20 protein-coding genes are annotated in these 21463 nt (G+C 70.1%); 8 read left to right on the top strand and 12 right to left on the bottom strand.

Features of this window, described 5'->3' with window-relative positions; translation table 11 throughout:
- Together phnL and phnN are read left to right on the top strand one after the other, a co-directional pair.
- On the top strand, nucleotides 1-684 hold the full coding sequence (gene phnL, locus ACNKFW_RS18955; protein WP_024843912.1) for a phosphonate C-P lyase system protein PhnL: 684 nt from the start codon (nucleotides 1-3) through the stop codon (nucleotides 682-684).
- Nucleotides 681-1214, top strand: coding sequence for a phosphonate metabolism protein/1,5-bisphosphokinase (PRPP-forming) PhnN (phnN, locus tag ACNKFW_RS18950; protein ID WP_024843911.1), 534 nt, complete (start codon nucleotides 681-683; stop codon nucleotides 1212-1214). The genes phnL and phnN overlap by 4 nt, the downstream gene beginning before the upstream one ends.
- Here the strand turns inward: phnN and ACNKFW_RS18945 are convergent.
- On the bottom strand, nucleotides 1196-1876 hold the full coding sequence (locus tag ACNKFW_RS18945) for a DUF1045 domain-containing protein (RefSeq protein WP_024843910.1): 681 nt from the start codon (nucleotides 1874-1876) through the stop codon (nucleotides 1196-1198). The genes phnN and ACNKFW_RS18945 overlap by 19 nt on opposite strands.
- A 95-nt stretch (nucleotides 1877-1971) precedes the next feature.
- Here ACNKFW_RS18945 and ACNKFW_RS18940 point away from each other — a divergent pair, with 95 nt between their 5' ends.
- The 3 genes from ACNKFW_RS18940 to ACNKFW_RS18930 all read left to right on the top strand — a co-directional run bounded on the left by ACNKFW_RS18940 (nucleotide 1972) and on the right by ACNKFW_RS18930 (nucleotide 4562).
- A complete protein-coding gene (locus ACNKFW_RS18940) occupies nucleotides 1972-3114 on the top strand; it encodes an alpha-D-ribose 1-methylphosphonate 5-triphosphate diphosphatase (RefSeq protein WP_024843909.1) in 1143 nt (380 codons plus the stop codon).
- Between the two features lie 100 nt (nucleotides 3115-3214).
- Nucleotides 3215-3688 carry a carboxymuconolactone decarboxylase family protein gene (locus tag ACNKFW_RS18935; protein WP_024843908.1) on the top strand — a complete coding sequence of 158 codons (474 nt, stop codon included), beginning with the start codon at nucleotides 3215-3217 and terminating at the stop codon, nucleotides 3686-3688.
- Entirely contained in the window at nucleotides 3678-4562 is an 885-nt protein-coding gene (locus tag ACNKFW_RS18930) for a sigma-70 family RNA polymerase sigma factor (protein ID WP_024843907.1), read from the top strand. The genes ACNKFW_RS18935 and ACNKFW_RS18930 overlap by 11 nt, the downstream gene beginning before the upstream one ends.
- On the opposite strand, the gene ACNKFW_RS18925 is transcribed toward ACNKFW_RS18930, so the two are convergent.
- The 5 genes from ACNKFW_RS18925 to ACNKFW_RS18905 are packed head-to-tail and all read right to left on the bottom strand — an operon-like array spanning nucleotide 4541 to nucleotide 10108.
- A complete protein-coding gene (locus tag ACNKFW_RS18925) occupies nucleotides 4541-5500 on the bottom strand; it encodes an ABC transporter substrate-binding protein (RefSeq protein ID WP_024843906.1) in 960 nt (319 codons plus the stop codon). The two genes, ACNKFW_RS18930 and ACNKFW_RS18925, sit on opposite strands and share 22 nt — an antisense overlap.
- A gap of 18 nt (nucleotides 5501-5518) precedes the next feature.
- A complete protein-coding gene (locus ACNKFW_RS18920) occupies nucleotides 5519-6487 on the bottom strand; it encodes an ABC transporter permease (RefSeq protein WP_024843905.1) in 969 nt (322 codons plus the stop codon).
- Complete coding sequence (locus tag ACNKFW_RS18915; RefSeq protein WP_024843904.1) at nucleotides 6484-7968, bottom strand: sugar ABC transporter ATP-binding protein; 1485 nt, start codon at nucleotides 7966-7968, stop codon at nucleotides 6484-6486. Before ACNKFW_RS18915 ends, ACNKFW_RS18920 begins: the two co-directional genes overlap by 4 nt.
- Nucleotides 7965-9059, bottom strand: coding sequence for a Gfo/Idh/MocA family protein (locus ACNKFW_RS18910; RefSeq protein WP_024843903.1), 1095 nt, complete (start codon nucleotides 9057-9059; stop codon nucleotides 7965-7967). Before ACNKFW_RS18910 ends, ACNKFW_RS18915 begins: the two co-directional genes overlap by 4 nt.
- Entirely contained in the window at nucleotides 9056-10108 is a 1053-nt protein-coding gene (locus ACNKFW_RS18905; protein WP_024843902.1) for a sugar phosphate isomerase/epimerase family protein, read from the bottom strand. Before ACNKFW_RS18905 ends, ACNKFW_RS18910 begins: the two co-directional genes overlap by 4 nt.
- 97 nt (nucleotides 10109-10205) lie before the next feature.
- Between ACNKFW_RS18905 and ACNKFW_RS18900 the strand changes: the two genes are divergently transcribed.
- Nucleotides 10206-11216: a LacI family DNA-binding transcriptional regulator gene (locus ACNKFW_RS18900; RefSeq protein WP_024843901.1), complete on the top strand. Its 1011-nt coding sequence runs from the start codon at nucleotides 10206-10208 to the stop codon at nucleotides 11214-11216.
- Nucleotides 11217-11268: 52 nt separating this feature from the next.
- Here ACNKFW_RS18900 and ACNKFW_RS18895 read toward each other — a convergent pair whose 3' ends face one another.
- A complete protein-coding gene (locus ACNKFW_RS18895) occupies nucleotides 11269-12636 on the bottom strand; it encodes a dicarboxylate/amino acid:cation symporter (protein ID WP_024843900.1) in 1368 nt (455 codons plus the stop codon).
- Nucleotides 12637-12842: 206 nt separating this feature from the next.
- Here ACNKFW_RS18895 and ACNKFW_RS18890 point away from each other — a divergent pair, with 206 nt between their 5' ends.
- Complete coding sequence (locus ACNKFW_RS18890) at nucleotides 12843-14528, top strand: sensor histidine kinase (protein ID WP_024843899.1); 1686 nt, start codon at nucleotides 12843-12845, stop codon at nucleotides 14526-14528.
- The gene (locus tag ACNKFW_RS18885) at nucleotides 14525-15871 is read left to right on the top strand and encodes a sigma-54-dependent transcriptional regulator (RefSeq protein ID WP_024843898.1); all 1347 of its coding nucleotides are present in this window, start codon (nucleotides 14525-14527) and stop codon (nucleotides 15869-15871) included. Before ACNKFW_RS18890 ends, ACNKFW_RS18885 begins: the two co-directional genes overlap by 4 nt.
- Here the strand turns inward: ACNKFW_RS18885 and ACNKFW_RS18880 are convergent.
- The 5 genes from ACNKFW_RS18880 to ACNKFW_RS18860 form a co-directional block, all read right to left on the bottom strand.
- Entirely contained in the window at nucleotides 15868-16884 is a 1017-nt protein-coding gene (locus tag ACNKFW_RS18880; protein WP_024843897.1) for a GSU2403 family nucleotidyltransferase fold protein, read from the bottom strand. The genes ACNKFW_RS18885 and ACNKFW_RS18880 overlap by 4 nt on opposite strands.
- 103 nt (nucleotides 16885-16987) lie before the next feature.
- Nucleotides 16988-17698 (bottom strand): adenosylcobinamide amidohydrolase, encoded by a 711-nt coding sequence (locus tag ACNKFW_RS18875; protein ID WP_051419602.1) that lies wholly within the window; start codon nucleotides 17696-17698, stop codon nucleotides 16988-16990.
- A gap of 46 nt (nucleotides 17699-17744) precedes the next feature.
- On the bottom strand, nucleotides 17745-19133 hold the full coding sequence (lpdA, locus tag ACNKFW_RS18870; RefSeq protein WP_024843895.1) for a dihydrolipoyl dehydrogenase: 1389 nt from the start codon (nucleotides 19131-19133) through the stop codon (nucleotides 17745-17747).
- A 3-nt stretch (nucleotides 19134-19136) separates the two neighbouring features.
- Entirely contained in the window at nucleotides 19137-20444 is a 1308-nt protein-coding gene (locus tag ACNKFW_RS18865) for a dihydrolipoamide acetyltransferase family protein (RefSeq protein ID WP_024843894.1), read from the bottom strand.
- A 1-nt stretch (nucleotide 20445) separates the two neighbouring features.
- A complete protein-coding gene (locus tag ACNKFW_RS18860; protein WP_024843893.1) occupies nucleotides 20446-21462 on the bottom strand; it encodes an alpha-ketoacid dehydrogenase subunit beta in 1017 nt (338 codons plus the stop codon).
- Nucleotide 21463: the final 1 nt, after the last annotated feature.

Genomic DNA, 21463 nt, shown 5'->3' with positions numbered 1-21463 from the left:
ATGATCGAGATCCGGAACCTTTCGAAAAGCTTTACCCTGCACAATCAGGGCGGCGTGGCGATCCCGGTGATGGCGGGAGCGCATCTGCGCGTGGCCGGCGGCGAATGCGTTGGGCTGGTCGGCCGGTCCGGCGCCGGCAAATCGACGCTGATGCGCATGGTCTATGGCAATTACCTGGCCGAGGCCGGCTCGATCCGCATCGGCGAGGTCGATGTGGTCACGGCCGAGCCGCGGCAGATCCTGGCCTTGCGCCGCGCGGTTCTGGGCCATGTCAGCCAGTTCCTGCGCGTGGTGCCGCGCGTGCCGACGCTGGAGGTGGTGGCCGAGCCGCTGTTGCGGCTGGGCACCCCGGCCCCGCAGGCGCGGGCGCGTGCCGCGGATCTGCTGGCGCGGCTGAACATCCCCGAGCGGCTGTGGCGGCTGTCGCCCACCACCTTTTCGGGCGGCGAGCAGCAGCGGGTCAACATCGCCCGCGGCTTCGCCCATGACTATCCGGCGCTGCTGCTGGACGAGCCGACCGCGAGCCTCGACGCGCAGAACCGCGAGGTGGTGCTGCGCCTGATCGAGGAGGCCAAGGCCCGCGGCGCGGCGATCCTGGGCATCTTCCACGACGAGGGGGCGCGGGACCGGGTCTGCGACCGGCTGGTCGACGTGACCGGCTTTACGCCGGGGCTGGCGGCATGAGCCGGCGGCTGGTCGCCGTGGTCGGCCCCTCGGGCGCGGGCAAGGACACGCTGATGGCGCTGGCCTGCGCCGCGCGGCCTGACATCCGCGCCGCCCGCCGCGTCGTCACCCGCCCGGCCGAGGCGGGCGGCGAGGATTTCGACGGCGTCACCGAGGCCGAATTCGCCGCGCGCGAGCGGGCAGGCGCCTTTGCCCTGCATTGGCGCGCGCATGGGCTGGGCTATGGCATCCCGGCCGCGGCCTTGGCCGGGCAGGGGACGCTGCTCATCAATGCCAGCCGCGCCGTGCTGGCCGAGGCGCGGGCGCGCTTCCCCGGCCTGACGGTGCTGCTGGTGACGGCGCCGCCCGAGGTGCTGGCGCGGCGGCTTGCCGGGCGAGGCCGCGAAAGCGGCGCGGATCAGGCGGCGCGGCTGGCGCGGGCGGGCTTTCCGCTGCCGCCCGGCATCGTGCCGCGCGTGGTGGTGAACGACGGCACGCCGGAACAGGGGCTTGCCCGGTTCCTGGCCGCGCTTCAGCCGGAAAGGGTATAGCGATGCAGCAGGTGAAAGCGCCCGTCCCCGGCCTCGCCGAACAGGCACAGGTCCGAGACCTTGAAGGGCCGGGGCAGGACCGGGGCGAAATGCGCCTCCAGGATCCGCGCCGCCTCGGCGGCCAGCGGTTCCTCCAGCCGGTCGGTCAGGGTCAGGTGGAAGCGGAATTCCTCCATCACATAGGGATAGCCCCAAAGCTCCAGCAGCTCGCGCTGCCGCGGCGTCAGCTGCTCGGGGCGGCGGCGGGCGATCTCGGCCTCGGTCAGGGGCGCGCGAAAGCCGTCCAGCGCCGCCACCACCGTCGCGGCCAGGGTTTGCAGCGGCGCGGTGTCGCCCTCGGGCACCAAGGCCAGAAAGCCGCCAAGGCTCGCCAGCCGCAGCCCGGGCAGGATCACCGGCGAAAGCCGCGCCGCCAGAGCCTCGACCGCCCGGTGCAATGCTTCGGCATCCCGGCCCTCGGCCAGCCGGAAGGGCGGCTTCAGCGTGCCGTGAAAGCCGTATCGGCGCGGATCGCGGGTGATCTCCTCGGCCGGCAGGCCCAGTTCCGGCGGGGTCAGCGGCTGGCCCGTGGTGGCATCCCAGCCCAGCCATGCATCGGCGCGGCGGGCGAATTCCCCCTCGGGCGGGGCGTAATAGACGGCGTAACGCTTCATGATTTCCATGCGCAGGCTCTTATCGCTGGCATGTCACAGGCTTGTGACACGGCGCTGGCATTCAGCCCGCCCATGGAGCCAGACGCAAGACAGGACAGCACGAAATGACCGAGACGATCCTTGCCAATGCCACGCTTATCCTGCCGGGCGAGGTGATCCGCGGCGCGCTGCGCATGGCGGATGGCCGCATCGCCGCCATCGATCCGGGCCGGACGGTGCCGACGGGCGCGCTGGATTGCGAAGGCGATCTGGTGCTGCCGGGCCTGATCGAACTGCATACCGACAATCTGGAGCGGCACATCCAGCCGCGGCCTCGGGTGCATTGGCCGCATCAGGCGGCGATCCTGGCCCATGACGGCGAACTGGCCAGCGTGGGCATCACCACGGTCTTCGACGCGCTGCGCGTCGGCTCGGTCGTGTCGGACGGCAAGGCGAACTATGGCGAATATGCCCGGGCGCTGGCCGACGAGATCCTGGAGCTGCGCGCCATGGGCGCGCTGAAGATCAGCCATTTCCTGCACCTGCGGGCCGAGGTCTGTTCCGAAACCCTGGTGGCCGAGATGGCGAAATTCGGCCCCCGGGACCGCATCGGCATCGTCAGCCTGATGGACCACACGCCCGGAGAGCGGCAGTTCCGCGACCTCTCCAAGCTCAAGGACTACGTCTGCGGCAAGCACGGCCTGTCGGACGAGGGCTTTGCCGACCATGTCGCCAGCCAGCGCGCCCTGCGCGACCGGCTGGGCGCGCTGCACGAGGAAACGGCGGTGGCCGAGGCGCGGCGCTATGGCGCGGTGCTGGCCAGCCATGACGACACCACGGCGGCGCAGGTCGCGGTTTCGGCCGGGCATGGCGCGCATTTCGCCGAATTCCCGACCACGGCCGAGGCGGCGCGGGCCTGCCGCGACCACGGCATCCGGGTGATGATGGGGGCGCCGAACCTGATCCGCGGCGGCAGCCATTCCGGCAATGTCGCGGCGGCGGATCTGGCCGAGGCGGGGCTTCTGGACATCCTGTCCTCGGACTACGTGCCCTCGTCGCTGCTGTCGGCGGCGCTGCTTTTGGGCGATCTCTGGGGCGACATGGCGCGCGGCATCGCCACCGTGACCCAGGCCCCGGCCGAGGCGACCGGGCTCGGGGATCGCGGCCGGCTTGCGGCCGGGGCGCGCGCCGACGTGATCCGCGTCGCCCGCATCGGCGAGGCGGGGGCGCTGCGCGGCGCCTGGGTGCAGGGCAGGCGCGTGGCCTGACCGGGCGGACTGGCGGCGGCCGTGGATATTCTTGCGGGCCGATGTCACATTTCCGGGCGCTGCCTCGTCAAGCCGGTGCAACAGCAGAACGGAGCAACCGATGACACCCCGCATGACCGATCATTTCGACCGCGCCAGGACCGGCTATCGCGCGCTGACAGGCTTCGAGGCCGCGCTGCAGGCCGGCCCGCTGGAGCCGAAGCTGCTGCATCTGGTCAAGCTGCGCGCCTCGCAGATCAATGGCTGCGCCTTCTGCATCCAGATGCACGTGGCCGAGGCGTTGCAGGACGGCGAGACCCATCTGCGCCTGCACATGGTCGCCGGCTGGCGCGACAGCCCGCTGTTTTCCGACCGCGAGCGCGCGGCGCTGGCCTGGACCGAGGCGCTGACGCTGATCGCCCAGACCGGGGCGCCGGATGCGGATTGGCAGGCGGTCGAGGCGGCCTTTTCCCCGGACGAGCGCGCCTGGCTGACGCTGGCCATCGGCGCGATCAACCTGTGGAACCGCGTGCAGGTCGGCCTGCGCGCCCCGCATGCGATGGGCCTGCCGGCAGAACGGGCCGATGCGGCCTGACCGCGCCACGCAAACCTTTCAGGCGCAGCGGCCCCGTCTGCTGCGCCTGGCCTATCGCATGCTCGGCAGCCATGCCGAGGCCGAGGACATCCTGCAAGAGGCCTGGCTGCGCTGGAACCGCAGCGACCGGACGGGGATCGCCGAGCCGGCGGCATGGCTGACGCGGGTCGTCTCGCGCCTGTGCCTCGACCAGATGAAATCCGCCCGCGCCCGGCGCGAGTCCTATCCCGGCACCTGGCTGCCCGAGCCGCTGATCGAACCCCAGGACGACAGCCTGCGCGCCGACAACCTGACGCTGACCCTGATGATGGCGCTGGAGCGGCTGACGCCGCTGGAACGCGCCGCCTTCCTGCTGCACGACGTCTTTGGCGAAAGGCTGGACGAGGTCGCGGAAACCATCGGCCGCAGCCCGGCCGCGACGCGGCAGCTGGCCGCACGGGCGCGGGCGCATGTGCGCATCGACCGGCCCCGCCATGCCCTGCCGAAAGAGACCGGCGAGGCGCTGGCCCGCGCCTTCTTCGAGGCCTGCCGGCAAGGCGATCCGGCGGTGCTGGGCCGGATCCTTGCCCGCGACGTGCGGATCTATTCCGACGGCGGCGGCAAGGTGGTGGCCTTCCTCAACGTGATCGCGGGGGCCGAGCGCGTCGCCCGGCTCTATGCCGGGCTGGCGCGCAAGCCCGGCCCGCCGCCCGAGTTCCTGGGCGCCGTCACCATCGACGGCCTGCCCGGTTTCCTCAGCCGGGTCGGCGGCCACCTGCAAACCACCGCCCTGCAGATCAGGGACGACGGCCGCATCGCCGCCATCTTCATCACCCGCAACCCCGACAAGCTGGCGGGGCTGCGGCCGGCCGTTCAGAACGGGCTGTCGGGATAATAGAACTGCTCGGCGTTCTCGGGGGTGATGAGCTGGCTGCTGATGATGAAGCGCCCGGTCATCGGCGCATTCGACACGAAGTTCAGCGCCGTCATCTCGATGGCCGAGGAGATCAGCGCCGGCGGATAGGTCACGTTCACCGGCAGCTGCTTGTCGCCCTCCATGATGCGCTTGACGATTTCCTTCATGCCGGCGCCGCCGATCACCCACATCTCGTCCTGCCGGTTCGCGGCCGAGATCGCTTCGAGCACGCCGATGGCCATGTCGTCGTCGGCCGCCCAGACCGCGTCGATCTGCGGATATTTCGCCAGATAGTCCTGCATCACCGCAAAGGCGTCGTCGCGGTTCCAGTTGCCGTGCTGCATGTCGAGGATCTCGACCTCGGACCCCTCCAGCGCCGCCCGGAACGCATCGACGCGCTCGTTGTCCAGCGTGGTCGGGATGCCGCGCAGCACCACGACCTTGGCGCCGGGCTCAAGGTTCTCCTTGAAGTACTCCCCCGCGACGCGGCCGAAGGCGGTGTTGTCGCCGGCGACGTAAAGATCCTCGATCCCCTCCTGGCTCAGCCCGCGATCCACCACGGTCACGAACTTGCCCGCATCCTTGACCGCCTTGACCGGCGCGGTCAGCGGCTCGGATTCGAAGGGCAGCACCACCAGCGCGTCGATGTTGCGCGTGGCCATCATGTCCTCGATGTCGTTGACCTGCTTGGCCGGGTCGCCGGCGGTGGAGAGCACGAATTCAAGGTTGGGATAGGCGGCGCCCAGCCGCTTGATCGTGTCCTGCGCGTGCCAGTTCAGCCCGCCCATGAACCCATGCGTGGCGGACGGGATCGACACGCCGATGATCTTCTTCTCGGCCTCCTGCGCGACGGCAGGGGCGGCGATCCCCATCGCCGCCATCAGGGCCGCGGCTTTCATCAGGCTTCTGCGTTTCATCTGTTGCTTCCTCCCCAGTCACCGCTCCTCGGCGGTGCGTTTCTCCCGCTGCAAGACGACAGCAAGAACGATGATGACCCCCTGGATCGCCCCGTTCAGATAGGGGCTGACCAGATCGGCCAGATTCAGGATGTTGTCGATCAGCGACAGGATCAGCACGCCGACCACCGTGCCCCAGACCCGGCCGCGGCCGCCCTTCAGCGCCGTGCCGCCGATGATGACCGCGGCGATGGCCTCAAGCTCCCACAGAACCCCGGTCGAGCCCGAGGCCGAGCCCAGCCGCGGCACGTAAAGCACAACCGCCAGCCCGACCAGCACGCCCAGCAGCACATAGGTCAGAAGCCGCATGCGATTCACGTCGATGGCCGAATAGCGCGCGACCCGGTCGTTCGAGCCGATGGCCTCGACATGGCGGCCAAAGCGGGAATGGCGCATGGTCCATTCGCCAAGGACCGCGACGATGGCAAAGGTGATGATCGGCCAGGTGATCCAGCCGATGCCGCTGTAATAGACCGGCCGGTAAAGCGTGCGCAGCCCGTAATCCAGCGACAGCGTGCCGCCATCGGCCAGCCATGTGACCAGCGAGCGGAAGATGCCCATGGTGCCCAGCGTGACGATGAAGGGCTCGATCCGCGCCTTGGTGACCAGCGCGCCGTTCAGGTATCCGGCGGCGACGCCGCCAAGGATCGCCACGCCCATGCCGACCAGGACCGTGCCCCAGTTCAGGCCGGTCGTCGGCAGGGCGGCGTTCATGGCGATGATGGCGATGCCGGCCAGAAACGCGGCCATGGACCCCACCGACAGGTCCAGCCCGCCCGCGGTGATGACGAAGGTCATGCCGACCGCGATCAGCCCGATGAAGGCCGAGCGCGCCAGCACGTTGGTGATGTTCGCCGGCGCCAGGAAGGCGCTGTTCAGCGCCGCGCCCAGGATCACCAGGGCGACCAAAGCGACAAGTGGGCCAAGGGTATGCAGGTCGATCTTCATGCGGCTTCTCCGGTCACGCCCATGGCAAGGCGGACGATGCGGTCCTCGGTCATGTCCTCGCCGGCCAGTTCGCCGGCCAGCCGCCCCTCGCGCATCACCAGCACGCGGTCGGCCAGGCCGATCACCTCGGTCATCTCGCTGCTGATGACGATCAGGCTGCGTCCCTCGGCGGCAAGCTTGCGGATGAAGGCATAGATCTGCCGCTTGGTGCCCACGTCGATGCCGCGCGTCGGCTCGTCAATGAGAATGATTCGAGGATCTGGAAGCATCACCTTGGCCATCAACAGCTTTTGCTGGTTTCCTCCCGACAGCTTTCCGGCCGGCATGTCGCGGCGCGGGGCGCGGATGTCGAATTCCCGCGTCGCGCTGTCCAGCGCGGCATCTTCGGCCCTGGTGTCCAGTCGCCATCCGCCGAAGCGTTCCAGCGTCGCCAGCGTCAGGTTCTCGCGCAGCCCCTTGTCGAGCAGCAGCCCCGCCTCCTTGCGGTCCTCGGTCAGATAGGCGAGGCCGGCGGCAAAGGCGTCGCGCAGGCTGCGGATGGCGACGGGCCGGCCCTCGACCCGGATCTCGCCGGTCGAGGGACGCAGCCCGACCAGCCCCTCGGCCAGTTCGGTGCGGCCGGACCCGACAAGGCCGGCGATGCCCAGCACCTCGCCCCGGCGCAGGGTAAAGCTGACGTCGCGGACCCGGCCGGGCACGGACAGGCCCCGGACCTCCAGCGCAGGCGCGTCGCCCGGCTGGCCCTTGGGCGGGTAGAAATCCTGCAATTCGCGGCCGACCATGGCGGTGGCCATGCCGTCCTCGGTCAGCTCGCCGCGCAGCGCCTGCCGCACGACGCGGCCGTCGCGCAGCACGGTGATGCGGTCGGCCAGATGCGCCACCTCGTCCAGCCGGTGAGAGCAGTAAAGGATCGCCACCCCCTCGGCCCGCAGCCGGTCGATCTGGGCGTAAAGCGCGCCGACCTCGCGATGGGTCAAGACGGCGCTGGGTTCGTCCATGATCAGCACGCGGGCCTTGCGCGACAGGGCCTTGGCGATCTCGACCATCTGGCGGTCGGGCACGGACAGGTCGCGGATGCGCGCCTCGGGGTCGATGCGGGTGTCCAGCCGCTTGAGCAGCGCGGCGGTCGCGTCCCGCATCGCGGCATGGTCCAGCCGCCAGCCGCCGATCTCGCGGCCCAGGAACACATTCGCCGCCACGGTCAGGTCGGGGGCAAGGTTGAATTCCTGGTGGATGACGACGATGCCCTGCGCCTCGGCCTCGGGCCCGCTGGCGAAATGGACGGGCTGGCCGTCCAGCAGGATCTGGCCCGATGTCGGGTCAAGGAAACCGCCCAGGATCTTCATGATCGTGGATTTTCCGGCGCCGTTCTCGCCGATCAGGGCATGGACCTCGCCCGGCTCCAGTGCCAGTCCGACGCCGTGCAGCACTTCGATCGGGCCGAAGCTTTTCGAGACGTTGTCGAGCGCCAGCACGGTCACGGCCGGACCTCGACCCAGGCGCCGCCGCGTGCCGAGGAAGCCTGCGCGGCAGCGATGAACGCCATGCCGGACAGCCCGGCCTCCAGACCCGGCACGCGGTCGGAGAGGCTGGAGTCGCCTCGAATAATCGAGGCTATATCTCGGTAAAGATTGGCGAAACCTTCCAAATATCCCTCGGGATGTCCCGGCGGCGTGCGATATGAGGCGCTGCGGTCCTGCGCCCGGGTCAGGATGCGGGCCGGGCCGTCCTTGGGCGACAGGATCAGCCGCTCGGGGTCGGTCAGGCGCCATTCCAGCGCCGCCTCGGTGCCGAAGACGCGCAGCGACAGTCCGTTTTCCTGGCCGACGGCGACCTGGCTGACCCAGATGCCGCCCCGCGCGCCCGAGCCGTAGCGCAGCGCGATGCGGGCATCGTCATCGACCGTGCGGCTCGGCACCATGCTGGAGAGTTCCGCCGACAGGGACGCGGGCGTCTGGCCGGTGACGAATTGCGCCAACTGCCAGGCATGGGTGCCGATGTCGCCGATGGCCCCGGCACCGGCGCGGGCGGGATCGGTGCGCCATTCGGCCTGCTTGCTGTCGGCGCGGTCGGCCAGCCAGCCCTGCAGATATTCGGCCTGCACCAGGCGGATATCCCCCAGCGCGCCCTCGGCCACCAGCGCACGGGCCTCGCGCACCATGGGCATCGCGCAATAGTTATGGGTCAGGAAGAACCGCGCGCCGCTGGCCCGCGCTGCCTCGGCGATCTCGCGCGCCTGTTCGGGCGTCGCGGCCAGCGGCTTGTCGCAGATCACATGGATGCCGGCGCGCAGAAAGGCCGCGGCGGGGGCGGCGTGCAGGTGGTTCGGGGTGACGATGCTGACCGCCTCGATCCCGTCCTCGCGGGCGGCCTCGGCCCGCGCCATCTCGGCGAAGTCGTCATAGCCGCGGATGCCCAGTTCGGCGGCGCTGGCCGCCGCGCGCGCGGGGTCCGAGGACAGCGCCCCCGCGACCAGCACGAATTGCCCGTCCATGCGCGCCGCGATGCGATGGATGGCGCCGATGAAGGCGCCGCTGCCGCCGCCGACCATGCCCAGGCGAACCGGCCTCATAGCCCCAGCGCCCTGTCGATGGCCGCTCGGTCGACGCGGCTGGCGGCGAAATCGTCGAAGGCGTGCGGCGTCACCCGGATGATGTGGTCGCGCACGAAACGCGCGCCTTCGCGCGCGCCGTCCTCGGGGTGCTTCAGCGCGCATTCCCATTCGACCACCGCCCAGCCGTCGAAACCGTATTGCGTCAGCTTGGAAAACACCGCGCCGAAATCCACCTGACCGTCGCCGGGACTGCGGAAACGGCCCGCGCGTTCGGCCCAACCCTGATAGCCGCCATAGACCCCCTGCCGGCCGGTCGGGCGGAACTCGGCATCCTTGACGTGGAACATGCGGATGCGGTCGCGATAGATGTCGATGTTCTGAAGGTAATCAAGCTGTTGCAGGACATAATGCGAAGGGTCGTAAAGCATGTTCGCCCGGCGGTGCCCGTCCACGCGGTCGAGGAACATCTCGAATGTCACGCCGTCGTGCAGATCCTCGCCCGGATGGATCTCATAGCAGAGATCCACCCCGTTTTCCTCGGCCAGGTCCAGCAGCGGACGCCAGCGTGCGGCCAGCGTGTCGAAGGCGGCCTCGATCAGCCCCGGCGCGCGCTGCGGCCAGGGGTAAAGATAGGGCCAGGCCAGGGCGCCCGAGAAGGTCGCCATCCGGTCCAGCCCCAACAGCCGGCTGACCCGGATGGCGCGGGCGACCTGATCGACCGCCCATTCCTGCCGCGCGCGGGGATTGCCGCGCAGGGCCGGCGGCGCAAAGGCGTCGAAACCCGCGTCATAGGCCGGATGCACGGCGACAAGCTGGCCCTGCAGATGCGTCGAAAGCTCGGTCACATCGACGCCGTTCTGCCGGGCGATGCCCAGGAATTCGTCGCGGTAATCCTGCGACTCCCCGGCGCGCGCCAGGTCCAGGATGCGCGGGTCGTTGGTCGGTACCTGCACGCCCAGATAGCCGCAATCGGCGGCCCAGCGGGTGATGCCGTCCCAACTGTCGAAGGGCGCCGTCTCGCCGATGAACTGCGCCAGGAACAGCGCCGGTCCCTTGATGGTCCGCATGGTTTCCCTCTCTCCCCAAGGGTCAGGCTGCACTTGTCTGCAATCGATTGCAAACATTTTCTTGCGCCGGGCCGCGCCGGGCGCGTAACCTTGGGTGATGGAAAGCCGGACCCCGCCCGGACGGGCCAGATTGTCGGATGTCGCGCGGCGCGCGGGCGTGTCGGCCTCGACCGTCAGCCGGGTGCTGTCCAATCCGGGCGTGGTGGCCGAGGCCACGCGCGAGGCGGTGATGCAGGCGGTGGCCGAGACCGGCTATCGCATGAACCACGCCGCGCGAAACCTGCGCAAGCAAAGGACCGGCTGCGTCGTGGCGCTGGTGCCCAATCTGGGCAACCCGTTCTTTGCCAAGATCCTGGACGGCATGGGCCGGGAACTGGCCGGCGCCGGCTATGACCTGCTGGTCGCCGATACGCTGGAGGATAGCGGGCGGCATAGGCGGCTGGACCGGTTCCTCGACCCCTCGCGGGCGGACGGGATCATCCTGCTGGACGGGCTCGCGCCCTTTGGCGACCTGGCCGGGCGCGCGGACCTGCCGCCGGTGATCACCGCCTGCGAATGGATCGAGGGCGCGGACCTGCCCCGCGTCATGCTGGACAATCGCGAGGGCGGGCGGCTGGCCGTGGCGCATCTGCGCGCGCTTGGCCACGCGCATATCGGCCTGATCGGCGGCCCGCCCGGCAACGTGCTGCACAAGGCCCGGCGCGAGGGCGCGATGGAGGCGGCGGGCGACGCGCGGATCACCGAGTTTCCCGGCGACTTCACCCTGCAATCGGGGCAGCAGGCGGCGCTGGCCTGGCAGGCCCTGCCGCCCTTGGACCGCCCGACCGGCATCTTCGCCTTTTCCGACGAGATGGCCTGCGCCTTCATGGCCGGGCTTCAGCGCGCCGGGCATCTTGTGCCGCGCGACGTGTCCATTGTCGGCTTTGACGATATCGAGCTGGTCTCGCACCTGGCCCCGGCACTGACCACCATCCGCCAGCCCAAGCGCGAGATCGGCCGCAAGGCGGCGCGGACCATCCTGGACCGCATCGCCGGGTGCGAGATCCCGGCCGTGACCCTGCTGGCGCCGCTGATGATGGCGCGCGAGACGACGGCGCCGCCGCCCTGAATGGCCAAAGGGCGCCCCTGCGGACGCCCCCCTTGCTGCGATATGGGTCGGTTCAGTCGGCGCTGGCCTCGTTCAGGCGCAGCCCGGCGGGGGCGCCGTGCAGGTCGTGGATCGGGGCGACCTCGGCCCCGGCCTCGCCGGCCAGCACGCGGTCGAACTGTTCGCGGTCCAGCGCGCCTTCCCAGCGGCTGACGACGACCGTGGCCACCGCATTGCCGATGAAATTGGTGATCGAGCGGCATTCCGACATGAAGCGGTCCACGCCCAGGATCAGCGCCATGCCGGCGACCGGCACCGTGGGCACCACCGACAGCGTCGCGGCCAGGGTGATGAAGCCCGCCCCGGTCACGCCCGCCGCGCCTTTCGACGACAGCATGGCGACCAGCAAGAGCAGGATCTGCTGTTGCAGCGTCAGGTCGGTATTGGTGGCCTGGGCGATGAACAGCGCCGCCAGCGTCATGTAGATGTTGGTGCCGTCCAGGTTGAAGCTGTAGCCGGTGGGCACGACCAGACCGACGACGGAACGCTTGCAGCCGGCCTTCTCCATCTTCTCCATCAGCGAGGGCAGGGCGGATTCCGAGGAGGAGGTGCCCAGCACCAGCAGGATCTCGGCCTTGAGATAGGAGATCAGCCGGAAGATCGAAAAGCCGTTGAGCATGCAGACCGTGCCCAGGATCACGATGACGAACAGGGCCGAGGTCAGGTAGAAGGTGCCGACCAGCGTCGCCAGGTTCACCACCGAGGCGATGCCGTATTTGCCGATGGTGAAGGCGAAGGCGCCGAAGGCGCCGATGGGCGCGGCCTTCATCAGGATGTCGACCATGCGGAACACGGCATGGCTGATCGCCTCGAACAGCGCCACGACCGGCTTGCCCTTGTCGCCGATCAGGATCAGGCCGATGCCGAACAGGATGGCGACGAACAGCACCTGCAGGATATTGCCGTCGACGAAGGCCGAGGTGATCGTGGACGGGATGATGTCCATGACAAAGCCGGTCAGCGAGGATTCATGCGCCTTGGCGGCGTAATCCGAGACCTTGCTGGCATCCAGCGTCGCCGGGTCGATGTTCATGCCGGCACCGGGCCGGATGACATTGGCGGTGATCAGCCCGACGATCAGCGCCAGGGTCGAGAAGGTCAGGAAATAGCCGAAGGCCTTGCCGACGACCGAACCCACGCCCTTCAGCGTGCCCATGCCGGCCAGGCCGGTGACGATGGTCAGGAAGATGACCGGGGCGATGATCATCTTGACCAGCTTGATGAAGGCGTCGCCCAGCGGCTTCAGCGCCTCGCCGGTCTCGGGATAGAAATGCCCGATCAGTGCGCCGGCGGCGATGGCGCAAAGGACTTGGAAATAGAGATGCCTGTAAAAGGGCCGCGGTGCGTGAGCGACCGGCGCGGCCGTGGTGTCGATGTGCATGGGGCCTCCTCCAACCTGCGTATGACGATGATGTGACCGCCATGATAAATTCGCGGGCCGCGGCGCCCAAAAACCCGGCGCATGACAGCAATGCATTGTAATCATGGCTTTTTGTCCAAGGGCGCCGGTCAAATCCGTGTGGTTTTCCGCACAGTGCGGATCTGCTAGTGTGGAAATCCGCACAAAGCCCGACCGCAAGGGAATCCATGGCTGCCACAACCGATTCGCAAGGCGAGAGACCCAGCCCGATGCTGTGGCGGCTGACGCTCGCCGTCGCCGTGGCGCTGGCCCTGCTGGCGGCGATGGCGCTGACCTTTCGGCTGGCCCATGGCAATGCCGCCCGCGCCCTGATCGAGCGGCTGGAGATCAGCGCGCAAAGCCGGGTGCAGACGCTGGAAAGCGTGCTGGCCAAGCAGCGCGCGGTGGCCACGGTCCTGTCCGACGATGCCGCCGTGCTTCAGGCGCTGGCCGAGCCGTCGCCCGCCAATGTCGCGCGGGTGTCGGAAAAGCTGGAGCGGTTGCAGGAACAGACCAGCAGCGCGGTGATCTACCTGCTGGATCGCGACGGCATGGCCATCGCTGCCTCGAACTGGCACGATCCCGACAGTTTCGTCGGCTCGGACTACAGCTTCCGCAGCTATTTCAGCGAGGCGCTGCTGCGGGGCGAGGCGACGCAATTCGCGCTTGGCACCGTCAGCCGCCGGCCGGGGCTCTACCTGTCTCACGACGTGCCGCAGAGGGGCGAGCCCCTGGGCGTCATCGTGGTGAAGGTGGAATTCGACGCGATGGAACAGGGCTGGGCGCAGGCGGCCGAGACCACGCTGGTTGCGGACGCGGCCGGGCAGGTGATCCTGTCCAGCGCGCCGCAATTGCGCTTTGCGCCCCTGCCGCCGATCCCGGCCGGGCAGGTCTCGGCCCGGCGCGCGGTGCCGGGGGCGGGCTGGGTGCTGTGGATCCACGCGCCGGGGACCGAGGCGGTGCGGGCGGGGCTGCTGGCGATGGGCACCGTCGGCTTCCTGTTCACGCTGCTGCTGGCGGGCGGGGTTTCGGCCGCGCGGGCCCGCACCCGCGCCGCCCGCCGCATGGACGCCGAGCGCCGCTATCGCGCCGACCTGGAGCGCGCGGTCGAGGAACGCACCCGCGACCTGACCGCCGAGATGCGCGAGCGCCGCACGGCCGAGCAGCGGCTGGCGCAATTGCAGAGCGAGATGGTGCAGGCCAACAAGCTGGCGACGCTGGGCCAGATCACCGCCGGCGTCGCGCATGAGGTGAACACCCCCCTGGCCACCATCCGCCTTCTGGCCGAGAACGGCCGGCAGATGCTGCCGGCAGAGGCGCCCGACCTGGACCGCAACCTGGGCCAGATCCTGCGCATGACCGACCGCATCGCCCAGATCACCACCGAGCTGCGCGGCTTTGCCCGCAAGGCTACGGGCGAGCTGGGTCCGGTCGCGCTCAAGGATGCGCTGGATGCGGCGCTGCTTCTGACCGCCAGCCGGCGGCGGGCGCAGGACATCCGCCTGGTCCTGCCCCAGATCCCGCCCGGCCTGCGGGTCATGGCCGAGACCGTGCGGCTGGAGCAGGTGCTGGTGAACCTGATCCAGAACGCGCAAGAGGCGCTGGAGGGCCGGCCCGAGCCGGAAATCCGCATCGCGCTGCAGGACGACGGGCCGGTGCTGCGGCTCAGCATATCGGACAACGGGCCGGGGCTGTCGCCGCAGATCGCCGCCCAGCTTTTCACCCCTTTCGCCACCAGCAAGCCCGAGGGGCTGGGCCTGGGCCTGGTGATCTCGCAAGAGATCGCGCGGGATTTCGGCGGCAGCCTGACGGCCGGGCCGCAGCGCGAAGGGCAGGGCGCCACTTTCCACCTGGACCTGCCGAAAGCCGCATGACCGATACACCCACCCCCGATACCCCGCTTGTCCGCCTTGTCGATGACGATCCCGACCTGCTCGAGGCGCAGATGCAGGCGCTGCACCTGGCGGGTTTTCGCGCCGAAGCCTTCACCGATGCGGCCGCGGCGCTTGGCGGGCTTGGCCCGGACTGGCCCGGCGTGGTGCTGTCGGACGTGCGCATGCCCGGCATGGACGGGTTCCAGCTGTTCGAACGCATCCGCGCGCTCGACCCCGACCTGCCGGTGATCCTGCTGACCGGGCATGGCGATGTGCCGATGGCGGTCGCGGCGCTGAAGCAGGGGGTCTATGACTTCCTGGCCAAGCCGGTCGGCGGCGGCACGCTGGCGGCGGCGCTGGCGCGTGCGGCCTCCAGCCGGGCCCTGGTGCTGGAAAACCGCGCCCTGCGCCGCCAGCAACAGGACAGCGCCGCGCGCGAGACCCGGCTGATCGGGCAAAGCCCCTTCATGCAGCACCTGCGCGAGACCGTGGCGCGGCTGGCCGAGGCGGGGGGCGACGTGCTGATCCTGGGCCCCGGCGGCTCGGGCAAGGAAACCGTGGCCCGCGCCATCCACCGCCAGGGTCCGCGCCGCGCCCGCGCCTTCGTTCCTGTCGCCTGCGCCGCGCTGGACGAGGCGCGTTTCGAATCCGAGATGCTGGGCGCCGAGCCGCAGGGCCGCACCCCGCGCGCGCCCGGCCGGCTCGAGGCCGCGCATCGCGGCACGCTCTATCTGGACGAGATCGACGCGCTTGCCCCCGCGCTGCAAGCCCGCCTGCTGGCGCTGATCGAGGTGGGCCAGATCCAGCCCCCCGGCAGCGCCGCGCCGCGGCCGCTGGACCTGCGCGTCATCGCCTCGAGCCGTGCCGACCTGGAACGGCTGATGCGCGAGGGGGCATTTCGCAGCGACCTCTACTACCGGCTGTCGGGCGCCGTCCTGACCCTGCCGCCGCTGGCCGAGCGGCGCGAGGACATCCCCGCGCTGTTTAGGCATTTCCTGCTGGCAGCGGCGGCGCGGCTGAACCTGCCGGTGGCGCCGGTCACGGGCGCGGTCAAGGCTCGGCTGGCCGGCCATGGCTGGCCCGGCAACCTGCGCGAATTGCGGCAATTCGCCGAAAGCCATGCGCTCGGCCTGACCCCCTTCGATCCGCCGGCCGAAGGCGGCGACGCGCCGGGCCTGTCGGATCTGGTCGCGGAATACGAGGCCGAACTGATCCGCGAGGCGCTGCGGCTCGCGCAGGGCAATGCCACCCAGGCGATGGCGCGGCTGCGCCTGCCGCGCAAGACCTTCTACGACAAGCTGGCGCGCCACGGCATCAAGCCCGCCGACTTCCGCCCCGGCTAAAGCGCAGCCAGCCGCTGGCGCAGATGCGGCATCCGCGCCAGCGTCGCGGCCAGCCGTGCGCGCCAGGACGGGCCCTGCGCCATCGCCGTCTCATAGGCGTCGTGCAATTCCTCGGGGCGCTCCTCGGCCAGAACCTCGATCAGGAACTCGGCCTGCGCCCGGTCCTTGCGCGCCTTCAGCGTATCGGGCCCGTCGCGGCGGCGGTCGGCGACGATCAGCTTGTGGATGGCGTAACGCTCGGGCCGCGGCACCTGGATCAGGAAACCGGCGCGGTAAAGCAGCGGCACCCGGATCGGCTCGGCGATCAGGAAGTTCAGGTAATGCAGGCTCTGCGCCGAGACGCCAAGCGCCGGCAGGTCGCGCAGCCCCTCGGTGCCGTCGAAACAGGGGGTCAGGAACTCGACCAGCGTCTGCTGCTCGCCCTGGCGCCAGCGCCAGACCCGCTGCCCCTCGACCGAGGGCAGGGGGGCAAAGCGCAACTCGCGGAACACTTCGGCCAGCGGTTCGGTCACCTGGTCGCCCAGCACCAGGGACAGCCGTTCGAAACTGGCGATGTCGATATCGTCGGTCATCGCCGCCTGGTCGAAGCCGATGCGCACGCCCAACTCGCCCTCGTAGCAGCGGAAGGCTTGGGTGCCGACCAGCGTGCCGCCCAGGCGGAATACCCCCGCCCGCGCCATGGCCGAGATCACCTGCCCCGAGCCGCGGTCGGTCATCAGGCAGCCCTCGGCCCGCAGGATGCGCATCAGGCGCGCGCGTTCGCGCTGGCTCTGCTTCTCGGCCTCGCGCAGGCTCTCCAGCCGCTCCAGCCGCGCGCGCAATTCCTCGCCGTCCTCGCCGATATAGCGGTCGAGGGTGCGGTCGCCGATGCGGAAATGGTCATACCAATACCCCTTCCGCCCGACCTTCTTCAGCCGCGGCACGCCGCGCAGCTCGCTGACCGCCGCATCCTTGAGATGCCGCAGCAGATCGGTCCAGGCCGCCACCGCCACCGGCGAAAGATGCTGCGCCATGAAGGCTACCCCACGGATTTTTTCCCGTGGGGCAGGATAGCGCCCCAAAACCTGCCCCACAAGAAAAAATATGTGGGGTAGTCAAGCCCATCTTCTTCGTTCCTTAAATACCCAATGCTCCCGTGCAACCTGGCACTGCCAGGGCCGGCTCGGCGCCATGCTCGGCAACCCAGGCCAGGGCGCCTGCCAGCACGGCCTCGTGCACCGCGGCGCCGATGGCCTCGCCCAAGGCGGTGTGCAGCCCGGCGAATGCGACACCGCCCGCATCGCAGGCGACCGCGATGCAATCCGTGCCGGTGCCGGTCGCACGCCCGGTCGGCAACGCGATCCCGGCATCCATCACCGCGGCGGTGCGGGCCTCGGCCGCGATGCTCAGCGCCTCGATCATGGCGGCATCGGTCAGCCCCTCCTCGACCAGCAGGGCGATGTTGATCGTGCCGTAGCCGCCGGGCGAAACCATGCGGCGCCGGCCCACCCGCTCGGCATTGCCCAGGCCGACGGTGGCCAGGCAGGCCACCGGCCCGGCATGGGCCAGCCGGTGATGGTGCAAGCCGCGCGAGGTCATCATGCCCACGTCGCCGCCATGGCCGATCCGCGCCATCTCGGCCCCCAGCCAGCCCATGGCATCCAGGTCCGGGGCCAGGTCGGCGTCGCGGACCTGGCGGATCAGGATATGCCGGGCGCTGCGAAAGCCGGGGCGATGCGGGGCAAAGGACAGCACGCGCCGCACCCGTCCCAGATCGGCCCCCAGCCAGGGCGAGGCCAGCGTGACCCGCAAATCCACCCGTGCCACCGCAATCCCTCCTGTGCCCATGCCGGCAGGGGTTTGCGCCATCGCGGGGCGGCGATCAATGCCCCTTTCAGATATGCAGCGCGTGGCCAAGCGCGCGCAGGCAGGCTTCGTGCAGCGCCTCGCCGCGGGTCGGATGGGCGTGGATGGTGCCGGCGATGTCCTCCAGCCGGGCGCCCATCTCCAGCGCCAGGGCAAAGCCGCCGGCCATCTCGGCCACGCCGGCGCCGACCGCCTGGATGCCCAGCACCTCATGCGTATCGGGCCGGGCGGTGACGCGGATGAAGCCCGCCTCGTCGCCCGCCGTCATCGCCCGGCCGTTGGCAGCAAAGGGGAAAAGGCCGGTCACGACCTCGCGCCCGGCCGCCGCGGCCTCCTCGGGGGAAATGCCGACGCTGACGATCTCGGGGTCGGTAAAGCAGACCGCCGGGATCGCCCGCTTGTCCCAGGCGCGGCGCTGGCCGGCGACCAGCTCGGCCACCATCTCGCCCTGGGCCATGGCGCGATGGGCCAGCATCGGCTCGCCGGTCACGTCGCCGATGGCCAGCACGCCGGTCATCGAGGTGCGGCAGCGCTCGTCGATGCGGATGAAGGGGCCGGCCATCTCCAGCCGCAGCCCCGCCACCCCCGCACCGGTCGCGCGCGGGCGGCGGCCCACCGTCACCAGCACCTTGTCGGCCTGGATGTCCTCGGCCCCGTCCACGCCGGCGACGCGCAGCGCGCCGCTGTCCGACAGCCCCCCGGCCCGCGCCCCGGTCAGCACCCGCACGCCCAGCTGGGTCAGGCGTTGCGCCACCGGCCGCGTCAGTTCGGCATCGTATTGCGGCAGGATGCGCGGCGCGGCCTCGACCACCGTCACTTCGGCGCCCAGCTTGGCATAGGCGATGCCCAGCTCCAGCCCGATATAGCCACCGCCGACCACGGCCAGCCGGCCCGGCACCTCGGTCAGCGCCAGCGCGTCGGTCGAGGAGATGACCTTGCCGCCGAAAGGCAGCGCCGGGATCTCGATCGGCTCCGAGCCGGTGGCGATGACCAGCACCTCGGTGCGGATCTGCACCGGACCTTCGGGCGTCTCGACCAGCACGGTCTTGCCGTCGCGCACCGTCGCCCGGCCCGTCACCAGCCGCACCTTGGCCTTGCGCAAGAGCGTGGCGACCCCGCCGGTCAGCCGCTCGACGATGCCGTCCTTCCAGGCCATCGTCGCCCCCAGGTCCAGCCGGGCCGGACCGGCCGAAATTCCCATCGAAGGCGCCGAGGAAAGCTGCGCAAGACGATGAAACTCCTCGGCCGCATGGATCAGCGCCTTCGAGGGGATGCAGCCCACATTCAGGCAGGTTCCCCCGGGCGGCTCGGCATCAACCACCACCGTATCGACGCCCAGTTGCCCGGCGCGGATGGCGCAGACATAGCCGCCCGGACCGGCGCCGATTACCAGCAGCCTGCATTGGATCTCGCGCATCGCTCAGCCCTCCACGAAGATCAGCGCCGGGGTTTCCAGCAGTTCTTTCAGCCGCGCCACGAAGACGGCGGCGTCCCAGCCGTCGATCACCCGGTGGTCGAAGCTGCACGACAGGTTCATCATCTTGCGCGGCTCGAAGGCGGCGCCGTTCCAGTGGGGCCGGACCGCCAGCCGGTTGACGCCGACGATGGCGACCTCGGGCACGTTCAGGATCGGGGTCGAGGCGATGGCGCCCAATGGCCCCAGCGAGGTGATGGTGATGGTCGAGCCGGCCAACTCGTCGCGTTTTGCCGTGCCCTCCTTGGCGGCCGTGCCCAGCCGCCCGATCTCGGAGGCGAGGCTGCGCAGGTCCAGCGCCTCGGCATGGCGGACCACCGGCACCATCAGCCCCGAGGGCGTCTGCGCGGCGATGCCGATATGCACCCCGCCAAAGCGGCGGATCAGCCCGGCCGCGGCATCGTAATGCGCGTTCATCAGCGGCTGGTCGTGCACGGCGCGCACGATGGCGCGGGCGATGAAGGGCAGCAGCGTCAGCCGCGCGCCCTTGGCCTGCGCATTCATCCGGCCGCGCAGATCCTCGACCGCCGTGGCGTCGATTTCCTCGACGATGGTGATCTGCGGGATGCTGTTCGCGGCCTCCATCCGCTCGGCGATCTTGCGGCGCAGGCCGATGACGCGGATCTCCTCGACCGAATTGTCGGGCTGCGGACCCGAGGGGGCGGGGATGCCGCCCGAGGCGATGAAGGCGTCCAGATCCTCGTGCCCGATCCGGCCCGCCGGACCCGAGCCGCGCACCAGCCGCAGGTCCACCCCCGCCTCGCGGGCCCGCGCCCGCACGGCGGGCGAGGCGATGGGCCTTTCGCCCTCGGGGCGCAGGGGCGCGGCGGTGGCGGCGGGGCGTGCTGCCGGTTTCGGGGCGGGCTGCTCTGTCGCGGCTTCGGCCTTCGCCTCCGCCGGCTCTGGATCGGGCGGCGCTGTCTCGGCCTGTCGCGATGGGCCCGATGCTTCGGCCGTCGCCGGTGCCGGGGGGGCGGCGTCGCCGGTCGCGTCGCCGGCCACGTTGCCCGGCCCGTCCACCTCCAGCCGGATCAGCTCGGCGCCGACGGCGATCACGTCGCCGGGCTGCCCGGCCTGCCAGACCACCGTGCCGGTGACGGGCGAGGGGATTTCCACCGTCGCCTTGTCAGTCATCACGGCGACCATCGGGTCGTCCTCGCGCAGGACATCGCCGGGCTTGACCAGCCATTCGGAAATCTCGGCCTCGGCAATGCCTTCGCCGATATCGGGCATGCGGATTGCGTGAATACCCATCTCAGGCCACCTCGACCAGTTGACGCAATGCCTCGGCCACCCGTGCGGGGCCGGGGAAATAGCTCCATTCATGCGTATGCGGATAGGGCGTGTCCCAGCCCGCCACCCGCCGGACCGGCGCTTCCAAGTGCCAGAAGCACTCCGCCTGCACCAGCGCCGCCAGCTCCGCGCCATAGCCCGAGGTCAGCGTCGCCTCGTGCAGCACCAGGCAGCGGCCGGTCTTGTTGACCGAGGCCAGGATGGTTTCCATGTCCAAGGGCAGCAGGGTGCGCAGGTCGATCACCTCGGCATCGACGCCGGATTCCTCGGCTGCGGCCAGCGCGACATGGACCATGGTGCCATAGGTCAGCACCGTGGCCGCCCGGCCCTGCCGACGCAGCACCGCCTTGCCCAGCGGGACGGTGTAATGCCCCTCGGGCACCTCGCCCAGCTCATGGCTTTTCCAGGCCGTGACCGGCCGGTCGTGATGGCCGTCGAAGGGCCCGTTGTAAAGCCGCTTCGGCTCCATGAAGATCACCGGGTCGGGATCCTCGATGGCGGCCAGCAGCAGCCCCTTGGCGTCGCGCGGGTTCGAGGGCACCACGGTCTTGAGCCCCGTGACATGGGTGAACAGCGCCTCGGGGCTCTGGCTGTGGGTCTGGCCGCCGAAGATGCCGCCGCCGGTGGGCATCCTGACCACCATCGGGCAGGTGAACTGCCCGGCCGAGCGATAGCGCAGCCGCGCCGCCTCGGACACGATCTGGTCATAGGCGGGATACATGTAGTCGGCGAACTGGATCTCGACCACCGGCTTCAGCCCGTATGCGGCCATGCCGATGCCGGCGCCGACGATGCCGGATTCGTTGATCGGCGTGTCGAAGCAGCGGGTCTTGCCGTATTTCGCCTGCAAGCCGGCGGTGCAGCGGAAGACGCCGCCGAAATAGCCCACATCCTCGCCGAAGACCACGACGGAGGGGTCGGCGCCCATGGCCACGTCCAGCGCGTCGCGGATGGCCTCGATCATCGTCATGCGTGCCATG

The organism is Paracoccus sp. TD-10 (genome assembly GCF_048270675.1).
Classification (GTDB): domain Bacteria; phylum Pseudomonadota; class Alphaproteobacteria; order Rhodobacterales; family Rhodobacteraceae; genus Paracoccus; species Paracoccus pantotrophus.
This window is presented reverse-complemented; position numbering and strand designations above follow the sequence as displayed.